The organism is Paraburkholderia phenazinium (assembly GCF_900100735.1).
In the GTDB taxonomy this organism is placed as follows: domain Bacteria; phylum Pseudomonadota; class Gammaproteobacteria; order Burkholderiales; family Burkholderiaceae; genus Paraburkholderia; species Paraburkholderia phenazinia.
This window is the reverse complement of the sequence record NZ_FNCJ01000003.1, coordinates 461,726-483,420: the sequence shown is the minus strand read 5'-3', so window position 1 is coordinate 483,420 and position 21,695 is coordinate 461,726. Positions and strand designations below refer to the sequence as shown.

General features: G+C 64.8%; 20 protein-coding genes. 12 read left to right on the top strand and 8 right to left on the bottom strand.

Annotation, left to right across the window (positions count from 1 at the left end; translation table 11 throughout):
• The first annotated feature begins 167 nt into the window (after positions 1–167).
• Positions 168–1,802, top strand: coding sequence for an NADP-dependent glyceraldehyde-3-phosphate dehydrogenase (locus tag BLQ92_RS09285; protein ID WP_090683633.1), 1,635 nt, complete (start codon positions 168–170; stop codon positions 1,800–1,802).
• Between the two features lie 47 nt (positions 1,803–1,849).
• Here BLQ92_RS09285 and BLQ92_RS09280 read toward each other — a convergent pair whose 3' ends face one another.
• The 3 genes from BLQ92_RS09280 to BLQ92_RS09270 all read right to left on the bottom strand — a co-directional run bounded on the left by BLQ92_RS09280 (position 1,850) and on the right by BLQ92_RS09270 (position 4,375).
• Positions 1,850–2,059, bottom strand: a complete 210-nt coding sequence (locus tag BLQ92_RS09280) for a hypothetical protein (protein ID WP_090683631.1) — start codon at positions 2,057–2,059, stop codon at positions 1,850–1,852.
• Positions 2,060–2,142: 83 nt separating this feature from the next.
• Positions 2,143–2,574, bottom strand: a complete 432-nt coding sequence (locus BLQ92_RS09275) for a hypothetical protein (protein ID WP_090683629.1) — start codon at positions 2,572–2,574, stop codon at positions 2,143–2,145.
• A 403-nt stretch (positions 2,575–2,977) separates the two neighbouring features.
• Positions 2,978–4,375: an MFS transporter gene (locus BLQ92_RS09270; protein WP_090683627.1), complete on the bottom strand. Its 1,398-nt coding sequence runs from the start codon at positions 4,373–4,375 to the stop codon at positions 2,978–2,980.
• 295 nt (positions 4,376–4,670) lie between these two features.
• On the opposite strand from BLQ92_RS09270, the gene BLQ92_RS09265 reads away from it, so the two are divergent.
• Complete coding sequence (locus BLQ92_RS09265) at positions 4,671–5,645, top strand: MerR family transcriptional regulator (RefSeq protein ID WP_090683624.1); 975 nt, start codon at positions 4,671–4,673, stop codon at positions 5,643–5,645.
• Here the strand turns inward: BLQ92_RS09265 and BLQ92_RS09260 are convergent.
• Positions 5,642–5,905: a hypothetical protein gene (locus BLQ92_RS09260; RefSeq protein WP_143016550.1), complete on the bottom strand. Its 264-nt coding sequence runs from the start codon at positions 5,903–5,905 to the stop codon at positions 5,642–5,644. The genes BLQ92_RS09265 and BLQ92_RS09260 overlap by 4 nt on opposite strands.
• A gap of 284 nt (positions 5,906–6,189) precedes the next feature.
• Between BLQ92_RS09260 and BLQ92_RS09255 the strand changes: the two genes are divergently transcribed.
• From BLQ92_RS09255 to BLQ92_RS09240, 4 genes are all read left to right on the top strand, one after another.
• Positions 6,190–6,864 carry an HAD family hydrolase gene (locus tag BLQ92_RS09255; RefSeq protein ID WP_090683621.1) on the top strand — a complete coding sequence of 225 codons (675 nt, stop codon included), beginning with the start codon at positions 6,190–6,192 and terminating at the stop codon, positions 6,862–6,864.
• Between the two features lie 264 nt (positions 6,865–7,128).
• On the top strand, positions 7,129–8,049 hold the full coding sequence (locus tag BLQ92_RS09250; protein WP_090683619.1) for a 2-deoxy-5-keto-D-gluconate 6-phosphate aldolase domain-containing protein: 921 nt from the start codon (positions 7,129–7,131) through the stop codon (positions 8,047–8,049).
• Between the two features lie 107 nt (positions 8,050–8,156).
• On the top strand, positions 8,157–10,541 hold the full coding sequence (locus tag BLQ92_RS09245) for a phosphoketolase family protein (protein ID WP_090683617.1): 2,385 nt from the start codon (positions 8,157–8,159) through the stop codon (positions 10,539–10,541).
• 4 nt (positions 10,542–10,545) lie between these two features.
• On the top strand, positions 10,546–11,712 hold the full coding sequence (locus BLQ92_RS09240; protein ID WP_090683615.1) for an acetate/propionate family kinase: 1,167 nt from the start codon (positions 10,546–10,548) through the stop codon (positions 11,710–11,712).
• A gap of 57 nt (positions 11,713–11,769) precedes the next feature.
• On the opposite strand, the gene BLQ92_RS09235 is transcribed toward BLQ92_RS09240, so the two are convergent.
• On the bottom strand, positions 11,770–12,240 hold the full coding sequence (locus BLQ92_RS09235) for a BON domain-containing protein (protein WP_090683613.1): 471 nt from the start codon (positions 12,238–12,240) through the stop codon (positions 11,770–11,772).
• A gap of 201 nt (positions 12,241–12,441) precedes the next feature.
• Between BLQ92_RS09235 and BLQ92_RS09230 the strand changes: the two genes are divergently transcribed.
• Genes BLQ92_RS09230 through BLQ92_RS09220 form a run of 3 tightly spaced genes read left to right on the top strand, consistent with a single transcriptional unit; the run spans position 12,442 to position 15,067 of the window.
• Positions 12,442–13,650: an acyl-CoA dehydrogenase family protein gene (locus BLQ92_RS09230; protein ID WP_244106168.1), complete on the top strand. Its 1,209-nt coding sequence runs from the start codon at positions 12,442–12,444 to the stop codon at positions 13,648–13,650.
• Positions 13,651–13,679: 29 nt separating this feature from the next.
• Positions 13,680–14,279 carry an SAM-dependent methyltransferase gene (locus BLQ92_RS09225; RefSeq protein ID WP_090683612.1) on the top strand — a complete coding sequence of 200 codons (600 nt, stop codon included), beginning with the start codon at positions 13,680–13,682 and terminating at the stop codon, positions 14,277–14,279.
• Positions 14,276–15,067 carry a glycosyltransferase family 2 protein gene (locus BLQ92_RS09220; RefSeq protein ID WP_090683610.1) on the top strand — a complete coding sequence of 264 codons (792 nt, stop codon included), beginning with the start codon at positions 14,276–14,278 and terminating at the stop codon, positions 15,065–15,067. The genes BLQ92_RS09225 and BLQ92_RS09220 overlap by 4 nt, the downstream gene beginning before the upstream one ends.
• Before the next feature lie 6 nt (positions 15,068–15,073).
• Here BLQ92_RS09220 and BLQ92_RS09215 read toward each other — a convergent pair whose 3' ends face one another.
• Positions 15,074–15,850 carry an SH3 domain-containing protein gene (locus BLQ92_RS09215; RefSeq protein ID WP_090683608.1) on the bottom strand — a complete coding sequence of 259 codons (777 nt, stop codon included), beginning with the start codon at positions 15,848–15,850 and terminating at the stop codon, positions 15,074–15,076.
• 359 nt (positions 15,851–16,209) lie between these two features.
• Between BLQ92_RS09215 and BLQ92_RS09210 the strand changes: the two genes are divergently transcribed.
• Positions 16,210–16,356: a DUF3096 domain-containing protein gene (locus tag BLQ92_RS09210; RefSeq protein ID WP_090683606.1), complete on the top strand. Its 147-nt coding sequence runs from the start codon at positions 16,210–16,212 to the stop codon at positions 16,354–16,356.
• Here BLQ92_RS09210 and mdtD read toward each other — a convergent pair.
• Positions 16,353–17,807 (bottom strand): multidrug transporter subunit MdtD, encoded by a 1,455-nt coding sequence (mdtD, locus tag BLQ92_RS09205; RefSeq protein ID WP_143016549.1) that lies wholly within the window; start codon positions 17,805–17,807, stop codon positions 16,353–16,355. The genes BLQ92_RS09210 and mdtD overlap by 4 nt on opposite strands.
• A gap of 122 nt (positions 17,808–17,929) precedes the next feature.
• On the opposite strand from mdtD, the gene BLQ92_RS09200 reads away from it, so the two are divergent.
• The gene (locus tag BLQ92_RS09200) at positions 17,930–18,790 is read left to right on the top strand and encodes a LysR family transcriptional regulator (RefSeq protein WP_090683605.1); all 861 of its coding nucleotides are present in this window, start codon (positions 17,930–17,932) and stop codon (positions 18,788–18,790) included.
• 266 nt (positions 18,791–19,056) lie between these two features.
• On the top strand, positions 19,057–20,628 hold the full coding sequence (locus tag BLQ92_RS09195; protein ID WP_090683603.1) for a methyl-accepting chemotaxis protein: 1,572 nt from the start codon (positions 19,057–19,059) through the stop codon (positions 20,626–20,628).
• Positions 20,629–20,648: 20 nt separating this feature from the next.
• On the opposite strand, the gene BLQ92_RS09190 is transcribed toward BLQ92_RS09195, so the two are convergent.
• Entirely contained in the window at positions 20,649–21,530 is an 882-nt protein-coding gene (locus tag BLQ92_RS09190; protein ID WP_090683601.1) for a LysR family transcriptional regulator, read from the bottom strand.
• Between the last annotated feature and the right edge of the window lie 165 nt (positions 21,531–21,695).

Below are 21,695 nucleotides of genomic sequence, written 5' to 3'. Positions count from 1 at the left end.
GCTGCCGGTGCGCGTCTGCTACAGGCGCGGCCAGAAGATCCAGCGCGGTCACAGATGTCTTGATGTTTGGCTAGACTGAGAAGGCCGCAGCGTTCGAGCTGCGGCCCCGATGCTCCATGCGATGTGCCGCGTTCATGCCGTGACGCTCAACCACCGAAGGCCTGCCCATGTCGACGATCTCTGTTGAAAGCCTCCAGCATCTGTTTCCCACCGCCGACGCCATTCCCGAATCGGCGCGCCTCGCCGCGCCGATTCACCAGCGCGTGTCGCTCGTGAACGGCGAGCTACGCAGTTGGGACGGCGCCTGCAAGACCGTGCTGTCGCCGGTGTGCGTGCAGCAGGCCGATGGCGGCGTTGCGCAGATGGAGATTGGCAGCTATCCGGTGATGGGCGAGGTGGAAAGCGACGCCGCGCTGGACGCGGCCGTGCAGGCTTACGATTCGGGCCGCGGCGAATGGCCGACCATGACGGTCGCGCAGCGCATTGCCTGCATGCAGGATTTCATCAAACGCATGGTGGCGCAGCGCAGCCTGATCGTGAATCTGATCATGTGGGAGATCGGCAAGAGCCTGGCGGACTCGCAAAAGGAGTTCGACCGGACCGTCACCTACATGCTGGCCACCATCGACGCCCTCAAGGAACTCGACAACGGCAATTCGCGTTTTGTGATCGCCGAGGGCACCATCGGGCAGATTCGCCGCACGCCTCTTGGCGTCGTGCTGTGCATGGGGCCGTACAACTATCCGCTCAACGAGACCTTTGCCACACTGATCCCCGCGCTGCTGATGGGCAATACGGTGGTGTTCAAGCCGCCGCAGTACGGCACGCTGCTGTTCTATCCGCTGCTCGAAGCGTTTCGCGACGCCTTTCCCAAGGGCGTGATCAACACCATCTATGCGCCGGGCGCCGTGGTGGTGCCGCACATGCTCGCCTCCGGCAAGATCAACGTGCTGGCGCTGATCGGCTCCAGCAAGGTGGCCGACCATCTGAAGAAACAGCATCCGAAGTCGCACCGGCTGCGCGCCGTGCTGGGGCTCGACGCCAAGAACGCGGCCATCGTCCTGCCCGATGCGGACCTCGATCTGGCCGTCAAGGAGTGCCTGCTGGGCGCGCTGTCGTTTAACGGGCAACGCTGTACGGCGCTGAAGATGCTGATCGTGCACCGCTCGATCGTCGAAGCGTTCCTCGAGCGCTTTTCGGCGGAACTGGCGAAGCTGAAAGTGGCCATGCCGTGGGAGCCGGGGGTGTCGATCACGCCGCTGCCGGGCCTGCACCGCACCGCGTACATGACCGAGGCGATCGACGATGCGAAAGCAAAAGGCGCCCGCGTCATCAATGAAGGCGGCGGGGTGTTCTGCAAGACGCTGTTCTATCCGGCAGTGGTCTATCCGGTGACCGAAGGCATGATGCTGTACCGCGAGGAGCAGTTCGGTCCGATCATCCCGGTGACGCCGTTCGACGACCTCGAAACGGCGCTCGACTATGTGACCACCTCGGACCACGGCCAGCAGGTCAGCATCTTCGGCTCGGACCCGGTGGTGATCGGCGAACTGGTCGACCCGCTCGTCAACCAGGTGTGCCGCGTGAACATCAATTGCCAGTGCCAGCGCGGGCCCGACGTGTTTCCGTTTGCCGGCCGCAAGGATTCGGCGGAGGGTACCTTGTCGGTCACGGACGCGCTGAGGGCGTTTTCGATCCGCTCGATGGTGGCCGCCAAGCAGACCGAGAGCAGCAAGGCGCTGCTCGATGCGATCGTCTCGGACCACACCTCGAAGTTCATCAACACGGGTTTTATTTTCTGAGCGCGGCGCCTCGGACGGCCTCGGGCCGCCTCAGGAGGCGCGCTGCGTCACTGGCCGCCAAGACGTAGCAGAAGACCGAACAGCTCGATGGCGATCGCGAGCGCTGCGATCGTCACGGGCAGGGTTAGCAGCACGACCCACAGCGTGCGCGACGATCCGGCAGGGCGCTGCGCCGGCGGCGTGCGACTTGCGGTGGCGCCTGAGGACGCCCGGGTTTCGTCCGCGGCGATACGGCTGGAGTTTTCAGATTCGGTCATAACTGCGCGTCGCCTCGTTCATGCCGCTGCTACGCCAGCCTGCCAGGGCTGGCGGCAACGGCCGGGACGCATACTGGTCCCCTCTACATTGGCCATGCAAACATCTCATGGGCATGCGTCGCCGACGCAACGTTCACGGTACGCTGTTTGGTTTTGCCGTCGTGCGTGGCGGTAATCGTATAGCGTCCGTTCGGCAGCGACAACAGCATGAAGGGGCCGTGTGCGCTGGCGTTCAGGACGTTGTTGCCGTGCATGTCGGCGATCTGCACGGGGATGTCCGCGAGGTACTCGTTGCCGTTATGCGTCGTGCCGACGAACTCCAGCACGAGCGGATAATTATGCATCGCATCCTTGATTGCCGCTGACTGATCGCTGCCGATGCCGCCTGACAAGTACGTAATCGCACCGGCATGCTGGGCCGGCGGCAAGCCGGGCTGCGCAGCCCATGCAAATTGCAGGCTGCAGACGGTAGCCAGTGCGCCCACCGTCAGACGCCACATCGCGGTTTTGTTCATGATGACATCTCCTTCGCACAGTTCACGATAGCCAAGGCAGGCGCCGCGCGCGCCTTACCCCGTCCGGCCGCGTCGCGCGCGTTCGAGCCACGCTGTTCGCGTGCTGCGTCGCGTGTCGTTGCGCGCATCGGCGCCGGCACAAGTGCAGGGTAGGCAGTCAGGCTTAAACATCGCTTAAGCCGGTGGTGCGGAGGATGAAGGCGATGAAGCGAACGGGGTAGCGAAGCGGGGCTTACGCAGAGACGCTGCGCACGTTTAAGCTCCCTTTAAGCCGCAATGAATACATTGAAGCCTGATTGCTTCGATAGTCACGTCCAGTTGCCCCTCGCCGCTTCACAGTGCGCGGCGGGTGACCTTTGCAGGCCCGGCGCGTAGCCGGGCCTTTCTTTTAGGCGCGCAAGCGTCAATGACTGATCGACTCCAACGAACGGCCGCGCGTCGATGGTCCGAGCAGGATCATGCAGATCCCCACCAGCATGGAGATGCCGATGAACGCGGCGACACCCGGCACCCCATAGCCATGCAACAGGATGCCGATGGCCAGCCCCGCAAACGCCGCGGAAATGCGGCTCCACGAATACACGAAGCCGATCGCCCGGGCGCGAATGCGCGTCGGAAACAGCTCGGCCTGGTAGCCGTGGTACGCGTACGACATGATGTTGGCGGCGAGCGTGAAGAGCACGCCGAGAACGATCAGGAGCCACGGCTCGGACGCCTGCGAGAACACCCCGATCACCACCGCCATCGTGATCAGCCCGCCGCAAATCTGTGTCTTGCGTTCGAGCTTGTCGGCAAACCACACGCCCAAGAGCGGCCCGAACGGATTGGCGATGGCGATGATGAAGGCGTAGCCGAGGCTCGCCGTCACATGAATGCCGCGATGAATCAGCAGGGTCGGCACCCAGGCGGCGAAACCGTAGAAGCCGATCACCTGGGCCATGTTGAAGATCGACAGAATCAGCGTGCGGGTCCGGTACGACGGCCCGAAAATTTCCCCGTATGAACCGGTACCGGACTGTTCGGGCGCAACCGGCTGCGGCGCAGGCAGGACCACGCCTTTCTCTGCCGCGACGCGGCGCTCGATGTCGGCGACGATGCGCTCCGCTTCCTCGATCCTGCCGTGGCGGGCGAGCCAGCGCGGGCTTTCGGGAATCTTGCGGCGCAGAATCCAGACCACCGCCGCACCGACCGAGCCGATCAGGATCACCACCCGCCAGTATTCGAGGCCGAGCGGTTGTGTGCCTTTCAGTATGTAGGCGAGGAACGCCACCACCGGCACGACCGAAAAGGTGATGAACTGGTTGACCGCGTACGCGCGGCCGCGCTCGCCGCCGGGGATCAACTCGGAGATGTAGGTGTCGATCGTGACCAGTTCCACGCCGATGCCGATGCCGGCGATCAGACGCCAGATATCGAGCGCCAAGCCCGAGGTCTGGAACGCCATGATGATGGTGCAGACCATGTACCAGATCAGCGACCACGTGAACACCACGCGGCGCCCGAAGCGGTCCGCCACGAAGCCGAACGCCACCGTGCCGATCCAGAGGCCCGCAAAGGTGGCGAACACAAAGGTGCCGAAGCCGGCTACCGCGAGCGGCTGGAGCGCCGCGAAGAAACCGAGCGATTCAGGCTTGAAGAGCCCCGATTCGATCATGCCTGGCGCGACATAGCCGGTGAAGAACAGGTCGTAGAACTCGAACACGCCGCCCAGCGAGATCAGGATCACCATGGTCCAGACGGTGCGCGAGGGGGGCAACCGGTCGAACCGGGCGGCGATTTCCGCCGCCTTCTGTGTGGACATGAGCGCCTCTTCTTTTAAAAATTTTGTTGGATTGACGGCTGAGCGCGTGATTGGCTCAAGGCAATTTCGCACAGCAAGCCGGGCAGGCGCAATGCGTGCGAATACGGAGACAGGCTGGTGCCGCGACCGGATTGCATAGCACCAGGGTGAAACGCTAATGACTCGAAATATGTTGATTTTGACTTTGGTGTGAGTCGGAATGGACGCCTATCATTGATCATGGACGAGTCGTTCGTGCGTCGGAGCAACATCAGCGACGATGATCCTGTAGATCTTTTGCGAGCGTGTCACTTCCATGTCAGCCATTGGTGAAGAAGAGAAAGCCAAGCTTCCGTGCTACCGCAGCGGGGCGGCAGCGCGGCTTGCGCGGATGCCCGTCACGACCTTGCGCATCTGGGAGCGGCGCTACGGTGTCGTCTCGCCGCCCAAGACGGCGTCGGGCCAGCGCCTCTATTCGTCGCAAGACGTGCGGCGGCTGATCTTGCTGAAAAAACTGGTCGAGCGCGGTCACGCCATTGGCTCGATCGCGAGGCTCGAACTCGATCAACTGGACCGCCTGGCGCTGACCTATGCCGAGGCGGCCTTTCCACCCGACCCGGTAGAAAGCGCCGCCGAGTCGACCCTTGCGATTGTCGGCACGTCGCTGGCGCGGCGCCTGCGTAGCGATCTGCCGGAACTACAGTCGGCCAGCCAGCCACGGCTCACTGTATTCGACGATATCAAGGACGCCCAGGCGCATCCGCTCAAAGCCGACGCGCTGATGATTCATGTCGCCTCGCTGCAGGACGAACTCGTGCACGCCGTGCTCGCGTTGGGCGAAACCTGTCACGCCAAAGTGGTCGCGGTGGTCTATGCCTTCGGTACCGAGCACAGCGTCAATGCGCTGCGCCACTCGGGTGTGCGGGTCTACCGCGAGCCGCTCGAAAAGGCCCAGGCGCTGCAGATCCTGCGCGACCTGTCGCCGGGCCGCCAGACGCGCGACGCTGTCGGGGCGTACGCGCGCACGCCGCGCCGCTACTCCGACGAAGCGCTGGCGGCGATCGCGGGCATGTCCTCGACGATTGCATGCGAGTGCCCGCGCCATCTTGCCGATCTGGTGCGGCAACTGTCGTCGTTCGAGCAGTACAGCGACGACTGCATGTCGCGCACGCCAGCCGATGCCGCGTTGCATCGTTATCTGGCTGAAGTGGCGAATCGGGCCCGGGCGATGTTCGAACTGGCGCTCGAACGGGTGGCGCGAGAGGAGCGATGGACGCCGGACGCTAGTTAGGCGTGCTCGCAAAATAGAGCGATCGAGCCGGTATAAATCAGGGGAATCAAGCGGCTCAACGTCGCTTCAATTGTTGCGGAATTGAAGCGACGATGCTGTGGTTTTACCCCTTTCGGGATCCGGTAGAGGCGAGTAATCTGGAGTTGCGGTGGCGCCAAACCATGGATTCCCCGGTCCTTTTGATGCTGCCGTGTAGCAAGTGACATGCGCGCGCCCAGTTTGGTCCCGGGAGCGCGCATCTTTTTCTTTTCTTCCCCCACGTGCATCCAGTGCGAGTCATGCCTGCCTTGCTTGCAAGGCTTGGGTCGTCTTGTCGATTGCCACGCCACAGGAAAGTCATACGTATTACTTATCAATGAATTTGAATGTCATCATGGCTGGCGTGACGTACCAGCAAGCCGACCATTCGCAGCTTGCCGAGCGCCACCGCCCCCCCGCAGCCGGTCGCTCCATTGCATACCTGAACGACGCCGCCGAGTGAGCGCGAGTATGATCAATAGCGGCTGAAGCTACCGGACACCTATGTTGCGGAGGAACCTGGCGTATGAGCACGTCTGAAGAAGTCGTATTCCTGCTCGACTGCGACAACACGTTATTGGACAACGATCAGGTGGTGGCGGATTTGCGTGCCCACCTGACTGAGCAGTTTGGCAGCGCAAGCAGCGACCGGTACTGGGAAATCTTCGAAACATTGCGCAGCGAACTAGGCTACGCCGACTATCTCGGTGCGCTGCAACGCTACCGCGAGGAGCGCCAGTGCGACACGCGGCTGATGCTGATGTCGTCGTTCCTGATCGATTATCCGTTCGCCACGCGTCTCTATCCCGGTGCGCTCGCGGCGCTGGCGCGTTTGAGCACGCTCGGCCCCACCGTGATTCTTTCGGATGGCGACGTGGTATTCCAGCCCCGCAAGATCAAACAGGCCGGGCTCTGGGACGCGGTGGAAGGGCGCGTGCTGATCTACATCCACAAGGAGCAGATGCTCGACGAGGTGGTGCAGCGCTACCCGGCGCGGCGCTATGTGATGATCGACGACAAGCTGCGCATTCTCGCTGCGATGAAGCAGATCTGGCAGGAACGTCTGACGACGGTCTTTCCGCGCCAGGGGCATTATGCGCACGACCCGGCCGCGATTGCCGGCTACCCGCCGGCGGATGTGACCGTCGAGCATATCGGCGAGCTGGCCAGCATGGATCTGGGGGCGCTGTCGGCAGGGTGACTGTCATCTGGCTGGCACAAGCACTGCGCACTATGATGGATTTGGGCGGGCCGGCCATCCGGGGGGGGCCGGCCTTCCGCAGGAAGGCCAACCGGAGGGGGCCGTCATCCGCGCGGCGAGCCACCCGCAGTAGGGCGTCCGTCCGGGCGCGAACCTTGCCGCGCCGCCCCTGTCACACCAACACCGCATCGTCATGCGGGCCGATTCAGCCGCTTTCTGGCGCCGACGCAACCTGTGCGCAGGCGCCCAACGGAGGATCTCGTCATGCCATCGGGTTACGATCAACCACTCTATCTGCTGCCGTTCGATCACCGCAATTCCTACGTGAGCAGCATGTTCCACTTCAAGTTTCCGCTCGACGCCGAGCAGCAGGCCAAGGTGGAAGACAGCAAGCAACTCATCTACGAAGGGTTTCTCGCCGCAGCGGCACAAGGCGTGCCGAAGCAAAGCGCCGGCGTGCTGGTGGACGAGGCGTTCGGGGCACGGATCTTGCGAGATGCCCACGAGCGCGGCTACGTCACCGCGGCCTCGGTTGAGCAGAGCGGTTCGAACGAGTTCCACTTCGAATATGGCGAAGCGTTCGCCGAGCATATCGAGGCGGTCGATGCGACCTTCGTCAAGGTGCTGGTCCGCTACAACCCGGCCGACGATGCGGAGATGAACCGTCGTCAGGCCGAGCGCCTGCAGCGTTTGTCGGACTATTGTCTCGACAAGGGGCGACTGTTGATGTTCGAGTTGCTGGTGCCGGCCACCGACGAGCAACTGAAAAGCGTGAAAGGCGAGGCCGCGGCCTACGACCTGCAATTGCGTCCGCAGTTGATGTGCGACGCCATCACGGCGTTGCAGGATGCCGGCGTCGAACCGGCGGTGTGGAAAATCGAAGGGCTCGACCGCCGCGAGGATTGCGAGCGCGTGGTCGCGGCCACGCGGCGCGGCGGCCGTGGTCATGTCAGTTGCATTGTGCTCGGCCGCGGCGCGGATGAGCAGAAGGTGATCGACTGGCTCGAAACGGCGGCACACGTAGACGGTTTCATCGGCTTCGCGGTCGGCCGGACCAGTTTTTTCGATGCCGTCGCCGACTATGAGGCCGGCAAGGCCAGCCGCACAGAGGCTGCGCAGCGGATTGCCGGGCAGTACCGCAAGTGGGTCGCAGTGTTCGAGAAGGCGCGTCACACGCCTGCCTAGTCGTTGAGCGCGCGCCGAACTGCGCGCTCAACGTCAAACTCAAGCTCCAACTCAACTGCGGCGCCCGCCGCAGCGCCGACTGCGGGACCACCTCATGGAGTCACCCGATGGCCGAGATCGACACGAACACCCCCGTGCTGGATGCCGAAACCCTGCGCAAGATGGACCGCTACTGGAACGCCTGCAACTACCTCGCAGCCGGGATGATTTATCTGCGCGACAATCCGCTGCTACGCGAGCCGCTCAAGCCCGAACACATCAAGCGGCGCCTGCTCGGCCACTGGGGCTCCGATCCCGGGCAGAGCTTCCTGCTGGTGCATCTGAACCGTCTCATCAAACAGCTCGATCTGGACGTCATCTACGTCGCCGGTCCCGGCCATGGCGCACCGGCCACGCTCGCGAGCAGCTACCTTGAAGGCCGCTACTCGGAGATCTACCCGGATCGCAGTGAAGACGAAGCCGGCATGCGGCGCTTTTTCCGCCAGTTCTCGTTTCCCGGCGGCATCGGTTCGCATTGCACACCGGAGACGCCCGGTTCGATCCACGAAGGCGGTGAACTCGGCTACAGCCTGTCGCATGGCTATGGCGCAGCGTTCGACAACCCGGATCTGATCGTCGCCGTGATGGTCGGCGACGGCGAAGCGGAGACCGGACCGCTCGCCACTTCGTGGCATTCGAACAAATTCCTCAATCCGATCCGCGACGGCGCCGTGTTGCCGGTGCTGCATCTGAATGGCTACAAGATCGCCAATCCGACCATTCTCGCCCGCATCCCGCGTGAAGAACTGGAGGCCTTGCTGACGGGCTACGGACACAAGCCGTACTTCGTGGAGGGCGACGAGCCACAGGCCATGCATCAGAAAATGGCGGCCACGCTCGAACACTGCATCGGCGAAATCCGCGCGATCCAGCAGCAGGCGCGCGCGAGCGGCCGTGCCGAGCGGCCGCGCTGGCCGATGATCGTACTGCGCTCGCCCAAGGGCTGGACCGGACCGAAGGAGGTGGACGGCCATCAGGTCGAAGGATCGTGGCGCGCCCACCAGGTGCCGATTCTCGATCCGGCCACCAACGACGCAAGCCTGAAACTCGTCGAGAGCTGGATGCGGCGTTACCGCCCGGAAGATCTGTTCGACGAGCAGGGGCGGCTCGTCGAGGAATTGCGCGAACTCGCGCCCACCGGCGCGCGCCGCATCAGCGCCAATCCGCACGCCAACGGCGGCCTGCTATGCAAGGCGCTCGAGATGCCGGACTTTCGCGAGTACGGCATCGAGGTCAAGGCGCCCGGCGCGGCCTATGTGCCGCCCACCGAGGTGCTCGGCAAGTTTCTCTGCGAGGTCATGCGCCGCAACATGAGCGGCTTTCGCGTCTTCGGCCCCGACGAGACCGCCAGCAACCGGCTGACCGCGATCTACGAAGTGTCCGGGAAAACCTGGCTTGCCAATACGCTGCCGAGCGACGCGGATGGCGGCGAACTCTCGGTCGACGGCCGGGTCATGGAAATGCTCAGCGAACACACACTGGAAGGCTGGTTCGAGGGCTATGTTCTGACCGGCCGCCATGGACTCTTCGCCACTTACGAAGCGTTCGTGCACGTGATCGACTCGATGTTCAACCAGCACGCCAAGTGGCTCGAAAAATCGAAGCTCGAACTGAGATGGCGGCAGCCTGTGCCGTCCATCAACCTGCTGATTACCTCGCTGGTCTGGCGTCAGGACCACAACGGCTTTACCCATCAGGACCCCGGCTTTCTCGATGTCGTCACCAACAAGAGCCCGAACGTGGTGCGTATCTATCTACCGCCCGATGCCAATTGCCTGCTGAGCGTAGCCGACCATTGCCTGCGCTCGCGCGACTACGTCAACGTGATCGTCGCCGACAAGCAGCCACATCTGCAGTACCTCGATATGACGGAGGCCGTCACGCACTGCACCAAGGGTATCGGCATCTGGGACTGGGCATCGACCGATCAGGGCGCCGAGCCGGACGTGGTGATGGCCTGCGCGGGCGACATCCCGACCATGGAGTCGCTCGCGGCCGTGCAGATCCTGAAGGAGAAGTTTCCCACCCTGAAAATCCGCTTCGTGAACGTAGTGGATCTGTTCAGGCTGATGCCCGACACCGATCATCCGCACGGCTTGTCGGATCGCGATTTCGATTCGCTATTCACCACCAGCAAACCGGTCATCTTCAACTTCCACTCGTACTCGTCGCTGGTCCACAAGCTCACTTACCGCCGCACCAATCACGAGAACCTGCACGTCCATGGCTATCACGAGAAGGGCAACATCAATACGCCGCTCGAACTGGCCATCATCAACCAGGTGGACCGCTTCTCGCTGGCGATCGACGTGATCGATCGCGTGCCGGGTCTGCGCGGCGTAGGCGACCATGTCAAGGAATGGCTGCGCGGCCAGATCATCGAGCAGATTGCGTATGCGCATGCCGAAGGGATCGACCGCGACGAGATCCGTAACTGGACGTGGACAGGCTAGGGTAATGCCAGAGAATCCAATCAACCCGCAGACCAACCCGCCGGCGATTCTGGTGCTGAACAGCGGCTCGTCGTCGCTGAAGTTCGGGCTGTTCAACGCCGCTCAGGATGACGAAGCACTGCTGCTGGAAGGAAGCGCCGAGGGCATCGGCCGCGCCGATGGCAGCCTGACAATGAAAGCGGCGGACGGCACGGTGCTGCTGCAAGCGACGCACGTGCTGCAGTCGCAGACTGACGCCTTGCAGAAAGTCGCCAGCGTGCTGGCCGAGCATGGACATACACGTCCGGTGGCGGTGGGGCATCGCGTGGTGCACGGCGGCCCGCACCTGCGCGAGCATCAGCTTCTCACTCCCGAGGTCAGGCAGCAACTGCAGGCCGCGGTGCATTTCGCGCCGCTGCATATCCCGCCGGCGCTGGCGCTGATCGATCAAGCCACGCGGATTTTCGGCGACGCGCGCCATTATGTCTGCTTCGATACGGCCTTCCATCGCACCTTGCCTGCGTCGGCGTCGCAGTTGGCGCTGCCGCGCCGCTATGCGCAGGCTGGGGTGATTCGCTACGGTTTTCATGGCTTGTCGTACGAATCGCTCGCTCGGCGCCTTGGCGCCGAGCTGCCTGCGCGGGCGGTGTTTGCGCATCTGGGCAACGGCTCCAGCGTCTGCGCGCTGCGCGACGGGCGCTCCGTCGATACATCGATGGGCCTGACACCGACCGGCGGCGTGCCGATGGCCACGCGCAGCGGCGACCTCGACCCCGGTGTGCTGCTGTATCTGATGCGCACCGAACAGCTAGACGCCGAGCGGCTCGAAACGCTCTTGAACCGCGAGAGCGGCTTTGCCGGTTTTACGGGAGGTGAGGGCGATATGCAGGCGCTCGAACGACGTAGCGCTGCAGGGGATCAGGAAGCCGAACTGGCGATCGACGTATTCGCCACGGCAGTGCGCAAATACGTCGGTGCGTACGCTGCATTGCTCGGAGGGATCGATTTGCTGGTGTTTGCCGGCGGCATCGGCGAGCACAGCGCCGAGGTGCGGCGCCGGGTCTGCTCGGGCCTGGCGTTTCTCGGTTTGGACGCCGCTGATCCGGCCGGCAAAGTACGCGTGCTGCATACCGAGGAAGAGCGGCAGATTGCACGCCATTGCCGGGCGCTGCTGCAAGAGTCAGCTTCTTAAGGCGGGGAGCTTCGCGTGATGCGTAGCGGCTCGCGAATCGGGCCGGCATTGGCGCTCTCAGCCCCGTACTCCCTTGCCGCCTCGCTTGACCGTGATCCGGTTGGATACCGCGGCCACTCCGAAGAGGCGCCTGACATCCTCTAATGCGGCCGCTTTCTGCTCCGCCCGGTCAACCTGACCGGCCAGCGTCACGCTTCCCTGTTCCACCGTGACCTTGAGCGCGTCGTGCGGCACCCACGCGTCCCACGCAAGGCGCATAAGCGCCTCACTGGCGATCTGGTCGTCACGCAGCCTGGCCGCACCGGGAGCGCAAATCTCGATGGCGACGACCACGGCCCTGACGCCTTCGACCCATAACGCCGCGTTCTCAGCGGTCTGTTTGTGGTCGGCGTGCTCGACGTGGCCGAGTAGCGTCACGATACCGGCGTGCGCCGTGACGCCGACGCGACCGGCAGGCAATCCGGCCGCATGCAGTTCGGTGAGCACGGCGCGTTGCAACAGGTCGTCGCTCGAAAGGGCATGCTTCATCGTGCTCTGGTCTCCTTGCGCCGCTTTGGCCAGCAGGGCGACAAACGATCGCGCCGCTCACCTCGTCATTATGCTGCCTGCGCCGGCGTCGCGCTTTGTGAACCGGCGAACCAGCCGCGGCACACCGCTTGCTCGACAGCAGCAAGCGCTGCGGTTGCCGAAGGGCCGCGCAGTCCAATCGACGCGGTCAACGGAGGCCCCATGCTGGATACCCGTGTGCGTGCAGCGGATCACGAGGCGCGGCGGCGTGCCCATGGCGCATCGACTGACGATGACCTGGTCTCTGCCAATCATCAGGACTCTGTAAAAAATTCAGCCGCTGCGCTCGAAAGTTTCCTGAGCCACGCGAGCTTCGACCCGTCGGACCCCGCTGCACTCGGGGCCATCCTCACGCAGATGGTCGACGCCGGCCATGACCGTCTGCCGTTGCCGGGCAGCGGCCGTACCTTGACGAGGTGGCGCGCCCTGGCGGCGGTGGCGGCACGCGATCTCGGTCTCGTCAAACTGTTCGAAGGTCACACCGATGCGCTGGCGATCCTCGCCGAGCTGAATGGACCTGCCGCGCCCCAAGGCAGCCGCTGGGGCGTATGGGCGGCCGAAGCGCCCGACGCCCGCGTCACGGCGACCCCGCTTGCCGACGGCGAACTGCAACTGGAGGGCGTCAAGGCATGGTGCTCGGGCGCCCGCGCGCTCAGCCACGCGCTGGTGACGGCGTGGCTCGGCGACGCGCCGGTGCTGGCCGCAGTCGCACTCGATCAGCCGTCGATTTCGGTTTCCACGCAGCATTGGCACGCAGTCGGCATGCGCGCGACCGGCAGCGGCGATGTCCGCTTCGAACAGGCCCGCGCGTTCCAGCTCGGTGCGCCGCATGACTATGTTCGACGGGCCGGCTTCTGGCAGGGCGGCGCGGGGATCGCGGCATGCTGGTACGGCGCGGCAGCCGGTATCGCCGGCATGGTTGCCGCGGCCGTCACGCAGCGCGCGGGTGGCCGCCCCGCGGATGGCCGCCCCGCAGAAGGCCGCCCCGCAGATGTCCACCGTCTCGCGCATCTCGGCGCAATCGACGTCGCGCTCGCCGGTGCGGCGGCGGTGCTACGCGCCAGCGCTGCGCAGATCGACGCCGATCCCGGTGGCAACCACCAGAGCGCAGCGTTGCGCACGCGTCTGCTGGTCGAGACGGCCGCCACCACGGTGATGGAGCATGCCGGTCGGGCGCTCGGCGCGGCGCCGCTGTGCCGCGACGCACGGTTTGCTCGCGCGATGGCCGATCTGCCGGTGTTCCTTCGACAAAGCCATGCCGAGCGCGACCTGGCTGCACTCGGCGAGCGCTTGCTGCAGGAGCGCGACACCGGCATTCGCGAGCACCCGGACCGCTTCGACCTTGCGGGCGGCGCCAGGTGGGCTCTCTAAGTCGCAGGCCATATGACAAGGTATCCGAAATGATTTCATCCAACGGTTATTTTGAATCGCTCTATGAAGCTTGCGACGATCCCTGGGGTTTTCGCAACCGCTGGTACGAGCGCCGCAAGCGCCTGCTGACGCTAGCCTTGCTGCCGCGCGAGCGCTTCCGGCGCGCTTTCGAGCCGGGCTGCGCGAACGGCGAACTGTCGGCGCAGCTTGCCGCCCGTTGCGACAGCCTGCTCGTGGCCGATCTGAACGAAACGGCCGTGCGTCTCGCCAGCGAACGCCTGTCGGCGCTGCCGCACGTGTGCGTCGAGCGCCGCACTATCCCGTACGACTGGCCGGACGGGGCATTCGATCTGATCGTGATCAGCGAGCTTGCCTATTACCTCCGCGAGCCGGAACTGCAGCAGTTGGCCGACCGCATCAAGACTGCGCTCACGCCGGACGGCACCTTGCTGGCGTGCCACTGGCGGCGGCCATTCGAAGCCGCGCCGCAGCCCGCGGCGACGGTCCATGCCGTGCTCGATACACGCTGCGGACTCGCGCGGCTCGCCCATCACGAAGATGCGGATGTACTGCTCGACGTGTGGTCCGCCGACCCACGCTCAGTGGCGCAACACGAGGGGCTCGCATGATCGGCGTCGTGATTCCCGCCCACAACGAGGATGCTTCGCTGGCAAGCTGCCTTGCCGCAGTCCTCGAAGCGGCGCGCGATCCCGCGCTAGGCGGCGAAGTGGTGCGAACGATCGTGGTGCTCGACGATTGCACGGACCGCTCCAGCGAAATCGCCACCTGCTGCGGCGTCGAAACGCTCGTGTTGCAGGCGCGCAATGTCGGCATCGCGCGGGGTGCCGGCGCACAGCGCCTGCTCGCGGCGGGCGCACGCTGGCTGGCATTTACGGATGCGGACAGCCGCGTCGGACCGGGTTGGCTCGCGGCGCAATTGGCGCTGGGCGTGGATGCGGTGTGCGGTTCGATCTGCGTCGACGACTGGGCCGCGCATCCGCCACACGTGCGCGACTACTTCGGTCGGATCTATCTGGACGCCGATGGGCATCGGCATGTGCACGGCGCCAACCTAGGCGTTTCCGCGCAGGCCTATCGCCGGGCGGGCGGCTTCGCTCCGCTCGCATGCAGTGAGGATGTGGCTCTCGTCGAGCAGTTGCTGGCGAGCGGCGCGTGCATCGCGTGGAGCGCCGCGCCGCGTGTGGTCACCAGTGCGCGGCGCGCGAGCCGGGCGCGCGGCGGGTTCGGCGATACGCTGTCGGCGTGGGCCGCCTGCGCCGATCTGGCGCTCGCGCCTGCCGGGGAAGCGGCGCTGGACGTGAAGCTCGCCGAGGGTACAGATCTGAACCGGAAACCCGACGCGTCGCGCGCCGGGGATGGCCTTTGTTCGTCTGACCAGGCGGACTTCACGACGTGAGCAAGGCTACTGCGGCGGCTCGCGATGTCCCTCGTTTTGCTGTCCGCGGCTCTGCGGCTGCTGCTGTGGTTGCGCACGCTCCTGCATCGGCGGCCGGCCGCCGAACTGTTGCTGCGGCTGCTGCGCCTGTGGATGAGGCTGAGGCTGCACCGGCGCCGGCGGACGACCGCCGAATTGCTGCTGCGGCTGCCCTTGAGGCTGCGGCTGTCCGCCGTGCGGGACCGGTCCGGTGTTCGGACGGTAGACCGGTTGGCCCGGCGGCGCGTATGCATTGCCGCCGTTCGGATAGGGCTGGCCCGGTGGCCGGTACGGCTGGGACTGTTGCGGCGGCGCTTGATACGGATGGCCAGGATAGCCGGATGGCCCGCCATGGCGCCAGCGATCGCGATCGCCATACCACGGCCGGCCGCGATAGTAGTTGTCCCAATACGAGTCGAACGAGAACACTACCACCGGCAAGCCGATCACCGCGCCGTAGCTGATGAGCGGCACGTAATTACCTTCATACGCATAGGTGAGAGCGCCGCCGTAGACCCAGCCGCGCAGGTCGTCGAGCACGACGTCGCACCACTCATAGCCGCTCACGCAGCCCATTACCTCGACCGGCTGATTGGGCGCGAGTCCGGCGACCACGGGATAGTCGTCACCGGGTCCGGACATCAGGTTGACAGGCTCGTTGGTGACAGCCTGCACCTGGGAGAACGCTGCGCAGGGGAGCGCGAGTACCGCGGCAAGCGTGGCGCGGGTGGCGAGCTTGTGCGCAGTGATGAACCGGATGGGCATGAGAAACGCGCCTGAGGACGCTGTAGTCGGGAAGACAATCAGGTTAGCAGATGGGCGGGGCTTGCGCACTGCGCTCGCTCAATCGCGTGGCGGCCCGAGCCGTTGGCGCGGTCAATGAAACGCTCAAGTCGAAGGAGGCCCGCACCTTGGCAGGCGGGTGATGCTGCGACGGATAGAGGGCATAGAATGGACTCAGGCAGGCATGCGGATTGCTGCCTCACAGCAAGCGGCTCTAGCAGCCGCCCACGCAAGGTTCGCCGCTGTGCGAGCGCACCCGCGGCATTTGCGGCGCAGCGCGCCGGTTGCCGGCGCCAGTAGCCACGCGGAATTTTCCGCTATCGATCCAGGAGAAAAAGAACATGCATATCGTGACCAACATGGGCCCGCTCGCGGCGCTGATCGCCGGCATTCTGATCCTTGCGGTGCCGCGCCTGCTTAACTACATCGTGGCGTTGTATCTGATCATCATCGGCTTGCTCGGTCTCTTTGGCGATCACATCCGCTAGGCCATCGGAACGCTGGACGCCGCGCGTCCCACGCCAGCCGGCGCCAGCGGCGCTTCTTCGAGGCGCCGAAACACCAGCGCGGACACCAGCGTAATCACGCCGACGCACACGAAGCTCAAGCGAAAACCGAGCGCCGCTGAGCCGAGTTGTGCCGAGAACAGATTGACGAGCCCGCCGCCAATCGACACACCCAGCCCCATTGCCAGCATCTGCACCATCGAGAACAGGCTGTTGCCGCTGCCGGCGTCCTCATGTGAGAGCCCCTTCAACGTGACGCTGTTCATGGCCGCGAACTGCATCGAATTGGCCGCGCCGAACACCGCGAGCACGGCAATTTCGAGTGCGAGCGGCGTGCCGCGCGAGATCAGCGCGAACCCGACAATTGCCGAGCCCACGATGATGGTGTTGACCAGCAGGAACGTGTCGTAGCCGTAGCGCCGGATGAGCGGTGCGATCCAGCGTTTGGCGACGGTGCCGGCGAGTGCGGCGGGCAACATCATCATGCCGGAATGCAGCGGCGTATAGCCGAGCTGCAACTGCATCAGCAAGGGCAGCAGGAACGGCACCGCGCTCGAACCGATCCGGCACACCAGATTGCCGATCAGCCCGACGCTGAAGTTAGGTTCGCTAAACAGTTTGAGCTTGAACAGCGGATTGGCGCGGCGCTTCGCGTAGGGTACATAGGCGAGGGCGGAGACGAGGCCGAGTACGAACAGACCCGTGGCCCAAGCGGCGCGATGCGTCTGTACCGGTGTATCCACGGCGAGTGAAAAGGCGATCATGCACAGCGAGAGCAGTGCGCAGCCGGCCAGGTCGAAGGGTGGCGCAGCCGAAGTGGTGCTGCGCGGCAGATAGCGATGCACGGCAAACAGGCCAATCGCGCCGATCGGCACGTTGATCAGAAAAATCCAGTGCCACGAGATGGCTTCGACGAACCAGCCGCCGAGCGTCGGTCCAACGATCGGCCCGACCTGCCCCGCCACCGAGATAAACGCCAGCGCCGACACATACTGCTCGCCGGAGACGCTGCGCAGCACGGCAAGCCGCCCGATGGGCAGCAGCATCGAACCGCCGACGCCTTGCAGCACCCGCGCGATCACCAGTTGTCCCAGCGTATGCGCGCTCGAGCAGCATAGCGAGCCGAGCACGAAGATCAGGATGGCCGCGAAATAGACCCGGCGTGTGCCGAAGCGATCGGCGAGCCAGCCCGAGGCGGGCGTGAGCATGGCCATGGTGAGCGTGTAGGCGACGATCACCGGCTGCATCGCCAGCGGCCTTTCGTGCAGGCTATGGGCGATGGAGGGCAACGCGGTGTTAACGATCGTCGTATCGAGCGACTGCATGAAAAAACCGGCAGCGACGATCCAGAGCAACGCAGTCTGGCTTGAATCCTTACTCATGGTGAACTTCTCGGCATGCGGGGCCGCCTCAGTCGCTTTGCACCGCAGCATGGCGGTGCAAGGTGATCTGCGAGGCAAGCGTTGGGTATGCCGACATGATATTGACATGCCAGTCAATCGGGAACCCCACTAAGGACGTTGACTGTTATCGATATTGCCGATAACAATGGCGCATGCTCAATCCCATCTGGCTCAAGACCTTCGCCACCGTCGCCGCGTGCCATAGCTTCACGGAGGCGGGGCGGCAACTCGGCCTCACGCAGTCGAGCGTGAGCGAGCACATTCGCCGCCTGGAACACGAGATCGGCCGGCGGGTGTTCGTGCGCGACACCCACTCACTCGCCCTGACGCCCGATGGCGAGGCGATGCTTGCCCATGCCAGCGTGATCCTGCAGGCCATCAAGCGCGCCGAATCGCAGTTTCGCGCGCCGCGCCTGAAAGGCCGTGTGCGGCTGGGTTCCTCGGATGACGTCGCGCTCGGGCCGCTGCCCACTGTGCTCGCGGCATTTCGCAACGCCCATCCCGATGTGGAGCTGGAGATCACCATCGGCATGACCGGCAAGCTCTACGAATTGCTGGATGCCGGCTCGATCGACCTGCTGGTCGGCAAGCGGCGCCTTGGCGACCGGCGTGGCGTACCGCTTTTCACGGGGCGGCTCGAGTGGCTCGCGCGCACCGGCACGCTGGTGGATATGACGCAGCCGCTGCCGCTGATCCTCGTGGCCGAGCCGAGCGTGACGCGCGCAGTCGTACTGGATGCGCTCGCCGAAGCGGGCTTTAGCTGGCAGGTGGTGTGCACGAGCAGCAGCCACGCCGGCTGCATTGCCGCGGCGCGCGGCGGCCTGGGCATCACCGTGCGGCCGCAGTATCTGGCCGCCCGCGGCCTCGCGCCGCCAGTCAACAACGCCAGTCTGCCGGTGCTGCCGGCGGTGGAATTCATCGCGCTTGCCGCGAAACGGCTCAGCCGCCCGGCGGGCACCTTGCTGCAACTGCTGCACGATAGCGACCTGCGCGGCTCGTGGATCGGCGAGTAGTTTGCCGCGCTTGGGTGCCCGCCTGGATGCCCATTTGGGCGCACAGTCTGGTGAGTCACTTCGAGAACAGCATCCCCGCACCGCGGCCCCACGTGGCGTCGAATACGCGCCACACATTCTCAAAATTGCTTTTGCCGCGTCCGGCGAGTCGTTATACTTTCCAAATACGATACGTTGTTCCTTGTGTGGAACGAAGCGAGCGGCGAGGTTGCTGCCCGAACGTGCGCGGAGCCCGCACGTCCAGCCTGGAAAGACCACCGACTACGATGACGAAGAATCTCACCATCAATCTGCGGATTGCGATCACGATCGCCTTCCTCGCCGCGTTGCTGATCGGGACCGGCGTGCTGGGCATGGTCGGGATGTCGCAGAGTAACGACGCGCAGCACGACGCCTACGCGGTGCATTTCGCCTCAGTGGTGGCGCTGGGCAAGTCGGGGACCGCCATGTCGCGGGCCCGCTTCGGACTCGACTGGGCGATGAGCAACCCGCATTCGCCGCAACTCACCGCGCAGCTCGACCGCGCAGGCGCGCTGCTAGCCGAGTCGGACAAATGGTGGAACAGCTTCCGCGAGCTGCCGAAGACGCCGGAGCTGCAACAGCTTACCGACGATCTCGCCGCGAAACGCACGGCCGTCAGGCGCGACGCCATCGACCAACTGATCGCGGCGATCCGCAGCGGCGACACCAACTGGATGGACGAGAGCCGCGCCAACCGTCTGATTGGCCTCTACACCGCGATGAATACGAGCCAGGGCGCGCTCGAACAGTATCTGAACCAGCAGGCGCAAGAGGCCAACGAACGCTCGGCGGCGCGTTTTCACCGGCTGCTGTGGGCGAGCCTCGGCAGCATCGCGTTGGGTTTGACGGTAGCCTTCCTGAGCTGGCGCACCTTGCGCCGCGCGATCATGACGCCGTTGCACGACGCGCTGCGCCAGTTCGACGCGATCGCGGCCGGTGAGCTGACCACCCAGGTGCCGATCCGCTCCAACGACGAAATGGCGCTGTTGCTGCGCGGCCTCGCGGCGATGCAGGCCAGGCTCGGCGCCACCGTCACGACGGTGCGGGCCGGTTCGCATTCGATCGCTTCGTCGACGCAGCAGATCGCCGCGGGCAATCTCGATCTGTCGCAGCGCACCGAGGAGCAGGCGGCCTCTCTCGAACAAACCGCTTCGGCGATGGAGCAGTTGACCGCCACCGTCGAACTGAACGCGGAAAACGCCCGCCATGCGAGCGAACTGGCCTCGCATGCCTCCGAGATGGCGGCGCGCGGACGCGCTTCGGTGGGCAGCATGGTCGAGACCATGCAGGCGATTCATGCCGGCTCGTCGAAGATGACCGGCATCATCACGGCGATCGAGGCGATTGCCTTCCAGACCAACATCCTCGCCTTGAACGCGGCGGTCGAAGCGGCGCGCGCCGGCGAAGACGGGCGCGGTTTCGCGGTGGTGGCCGGCGAAGTGCGCAGCCTCGCGCAGCGTTCGGCGGCCGCGGCCAAGGAGATTGGCGCGCTGATCGCGGAGTCGACTTCGCGCGTCGAGAATGGCGCGGGCCTCGTCAACCAAACCGGCGGCACGATGCAGGAGGTCGAAGCGGCGATCAGCCGGGTGGCGCGCATCGTCGGGGAGATTGCGGCGGCCTCGCGCGAGCAGAGCGAGGGCATCAAGCAGGTGAGCCTCGCCGTCACGCAGATGGACGAAGTCACGCAACACAACGCGGCGCTGGTCGAGGAGAGCGCGGCGACGGCGAGCTCGCTCGCGAGTCAGGCGCAACAGTTGAGCGCCTTGACCGCGGCCTTCAAGGTGGCGGGGGATCGGCGCGAGGTCGTTACGCCGTAGCCGGAATCCCGCGGTACCGATCAGTCAGCAAGCGGCATGCCGTTCGCCTCGGACAGTATCCAGTTGCGAAACACCTCCATCGCCGGCGCCATGCGCCGCGATTTCAGCCGCGTGAGCCAGTAGCTGCCGGTTTTCACTTCGGTCTTGAACGGGCAAACCAGCGCACCGGTCTGCAACTCGCGCTCGAACATGCGCGGCGGCGCCAGCGCCACGCCGGCGCCTTGCACCGCCGCCTCCACCATCAAACGCGACGAATCGAACACCGGGCCGTTGACGCTCCATGGATCGAGCCCCGCAGCGGCGAGCCAGAGGCTCCACTCGTCGGCGCGATAGGAGCGCAACAGGGTTTCGCGTGCCAACTCGCCCGGCGCCGCCAGCCGGCGGGCAATCTCCGGCGCGCACAGCACGCTAAGCGGTGCGTCGAGCAACAACTCGTTGTGGGTGCCCGGCCAGATGCCCTCGCCGAAGCGAATCGCAAAGTCCAGACCTTCTGACGCGAGATCCACGAGATTGTTATGGGTCAGGAGCCTCAGCTCCACGAACGGATGCGCCTGGCGAAACGATTTGAGCCGCGGCATCAGCCAGCCGACCGCGAAGGTGCCGACCACGCCTACCGTCAGCACCTCATGAAAATGCCCCCCTTCGAATTGCTTGAGCACGCTCTCGATGCGGCCGAACGCGTCGCTCAGGACCGGCAGCAGCGCACGCCCTTCGTCGGTCATGCCCAGCCCGCGCGGCAGCCGCTTGAAGAGGGCGGTGCCGAGCCGCTCTTCCAGCATGCGCACCTGCTGGCTGACGGCCGCCTGGGTCACGTTCAGTTCGAGCGCGGCGCGCGTGAAGCTCAGGTGGCGTGCCGACGATTCGAAAGCACGTAAGGCGTTGAGCGGCAGATGTGGACGCATGGATGGCTAGCCAAAAGATTTTCTTTACCCTGAGCCAAATTATCCTCGTTTGCCATCCGCGCGCAAAGGGACGATAGTCGCGTCTTCCTGGAACGTTTACGTTCAGCCTTCAGTTGGCATGCTTGGTTGGCACTTAGTGGCCATCCTTAGTTGCCACGCTTAGTT

Coding starts and splice junctions, on each gene's coding strand:
- BLQ92_RS09285 (WP_090683633.1), top strand. CDS start 168: ATGTCGACGATCTCTGTTGAAAGCCTCCAGCATCTGTTTCCCACCGCC.
- BLQ92_RS09280 (WP_090683631.1), bottom strand. CDS start 2,059: ATGACCGAATCTGAAAACTCCAGCCGTATCGCCGCGGACGAAACCCGG.
- BLQ92_RS09275 (WP_090683629.1), bottom strand. CDS start 2,574: ATGAACAAAACCGCGATGTGGCGTCTGACGGTGGGCGCACTGGCTACC.
- BLQ92_RS09270 (WP_090683627.1), bottom strand. CDS start 4,375: ATGTCCACACAGAAGGCGGCGGAAATCGCCGCCCGGTTCGACCGGTTG.
- BLQ92_RS09265 (WP_090683624.1), top strand. CDS start 4,671: ATGTCAGCCATTGGTGAAGAAGAGAAAGCCAAGCTTCCGTGCTACCGC.
- BLQ92_RS09255 (WP_090683621.1), top strand. CDS start 6,190: ATGAGCACGTCTGAAGAAGTCGTATTCCTGCTCGACTGCGACAACACG.
- BLQ92_RS09250 (WP_090683619.1), top strand. CDS start 7,129: ATGCCATCGGGTTACGATCAACCACTCTATCTGCTGCCGTTCGATCAC.
- BLQ92_RS09245 (WP_090683617.1), top strand. CDS start 8,157: ATGGCCGAGATCGACACGAACACCCCCGTGCTGGATGCCGAAACCCTG.
- BLQ92_RS09240 (WP_090683615.1), top strand. CDS start 10,546: ATGCCAGAGAATCCAATCAACCCGCAGACCAACCCGCCGGCGATTCTG.
- BLQ92_RS09235 (WP_090683613.1), bottom strand. CDS start 12,240: ATGAAGCATGCCCTTTCGAGCGACGACCTGTTGCAACGCGCCGTGCTC.
- BLQ92_RS09230 (WP_244106168.1), top strand. CDS start 12,442: ATGCTGGATACCCGTGTGCGTGCAGCGGATCACGAGGCGCGGCGGCGT.
- BLQ92_RS09225 (WP_090683612.1), top strand. CDS start 13,680: ATGATTTCATCCAACGGTTATTTTGAATCGCTCTATGAAGCTTGCGAC.
- BLQ92_RS09220 (WP_090683610.1), top strand. CDS start 14,276: ATGATCGGCGTCGTGATTCCCGCCCACAACGAGGATGCTTCGCTGGCA.
- BLQ92_RS09215 (WP_090683608.1), bottom strand. CDS start 15,850: ATGCCCATCCGGTTCATCACTGCGCACAAGCTCGCCACCCGCGCCACG.
- BLQ92_RS09210 (WP_090683606.1), top strand. CDS start 16,210: ATGCATATCGTGACCAACATGGGCCCGCTCGCGGCGCTGATCGCCGGC.
- mdtD (WP_143016549.1), bottom strand. CDS start 17,807: ATGCTGCGGTGCAAAGCGACTGAGGCGGCCCCGCATGCCGAGAAGTTC.
- BLQ92_RS09200 (WP_090683605.1), top strand. CDS start 17,930: ATGCTCAATCCCATCTGGCTCAAGACCTTCGCCACCGTCGCCGCGTGC.
- BLQ92_RS09195 (WP_090683603.1), top strand. CDS start 19,057: ATGACGAAGAATCTCACCATCAATCTGCGGATTGCGATCACGATCGCC.
- BLQ92_RS09190 (WP_090683601.1), bottom strand. CDS start 21,530: ATGCGTCCACATCTGCCGCTCAACGCCTTACGTGCTTTCGAATCGTCG.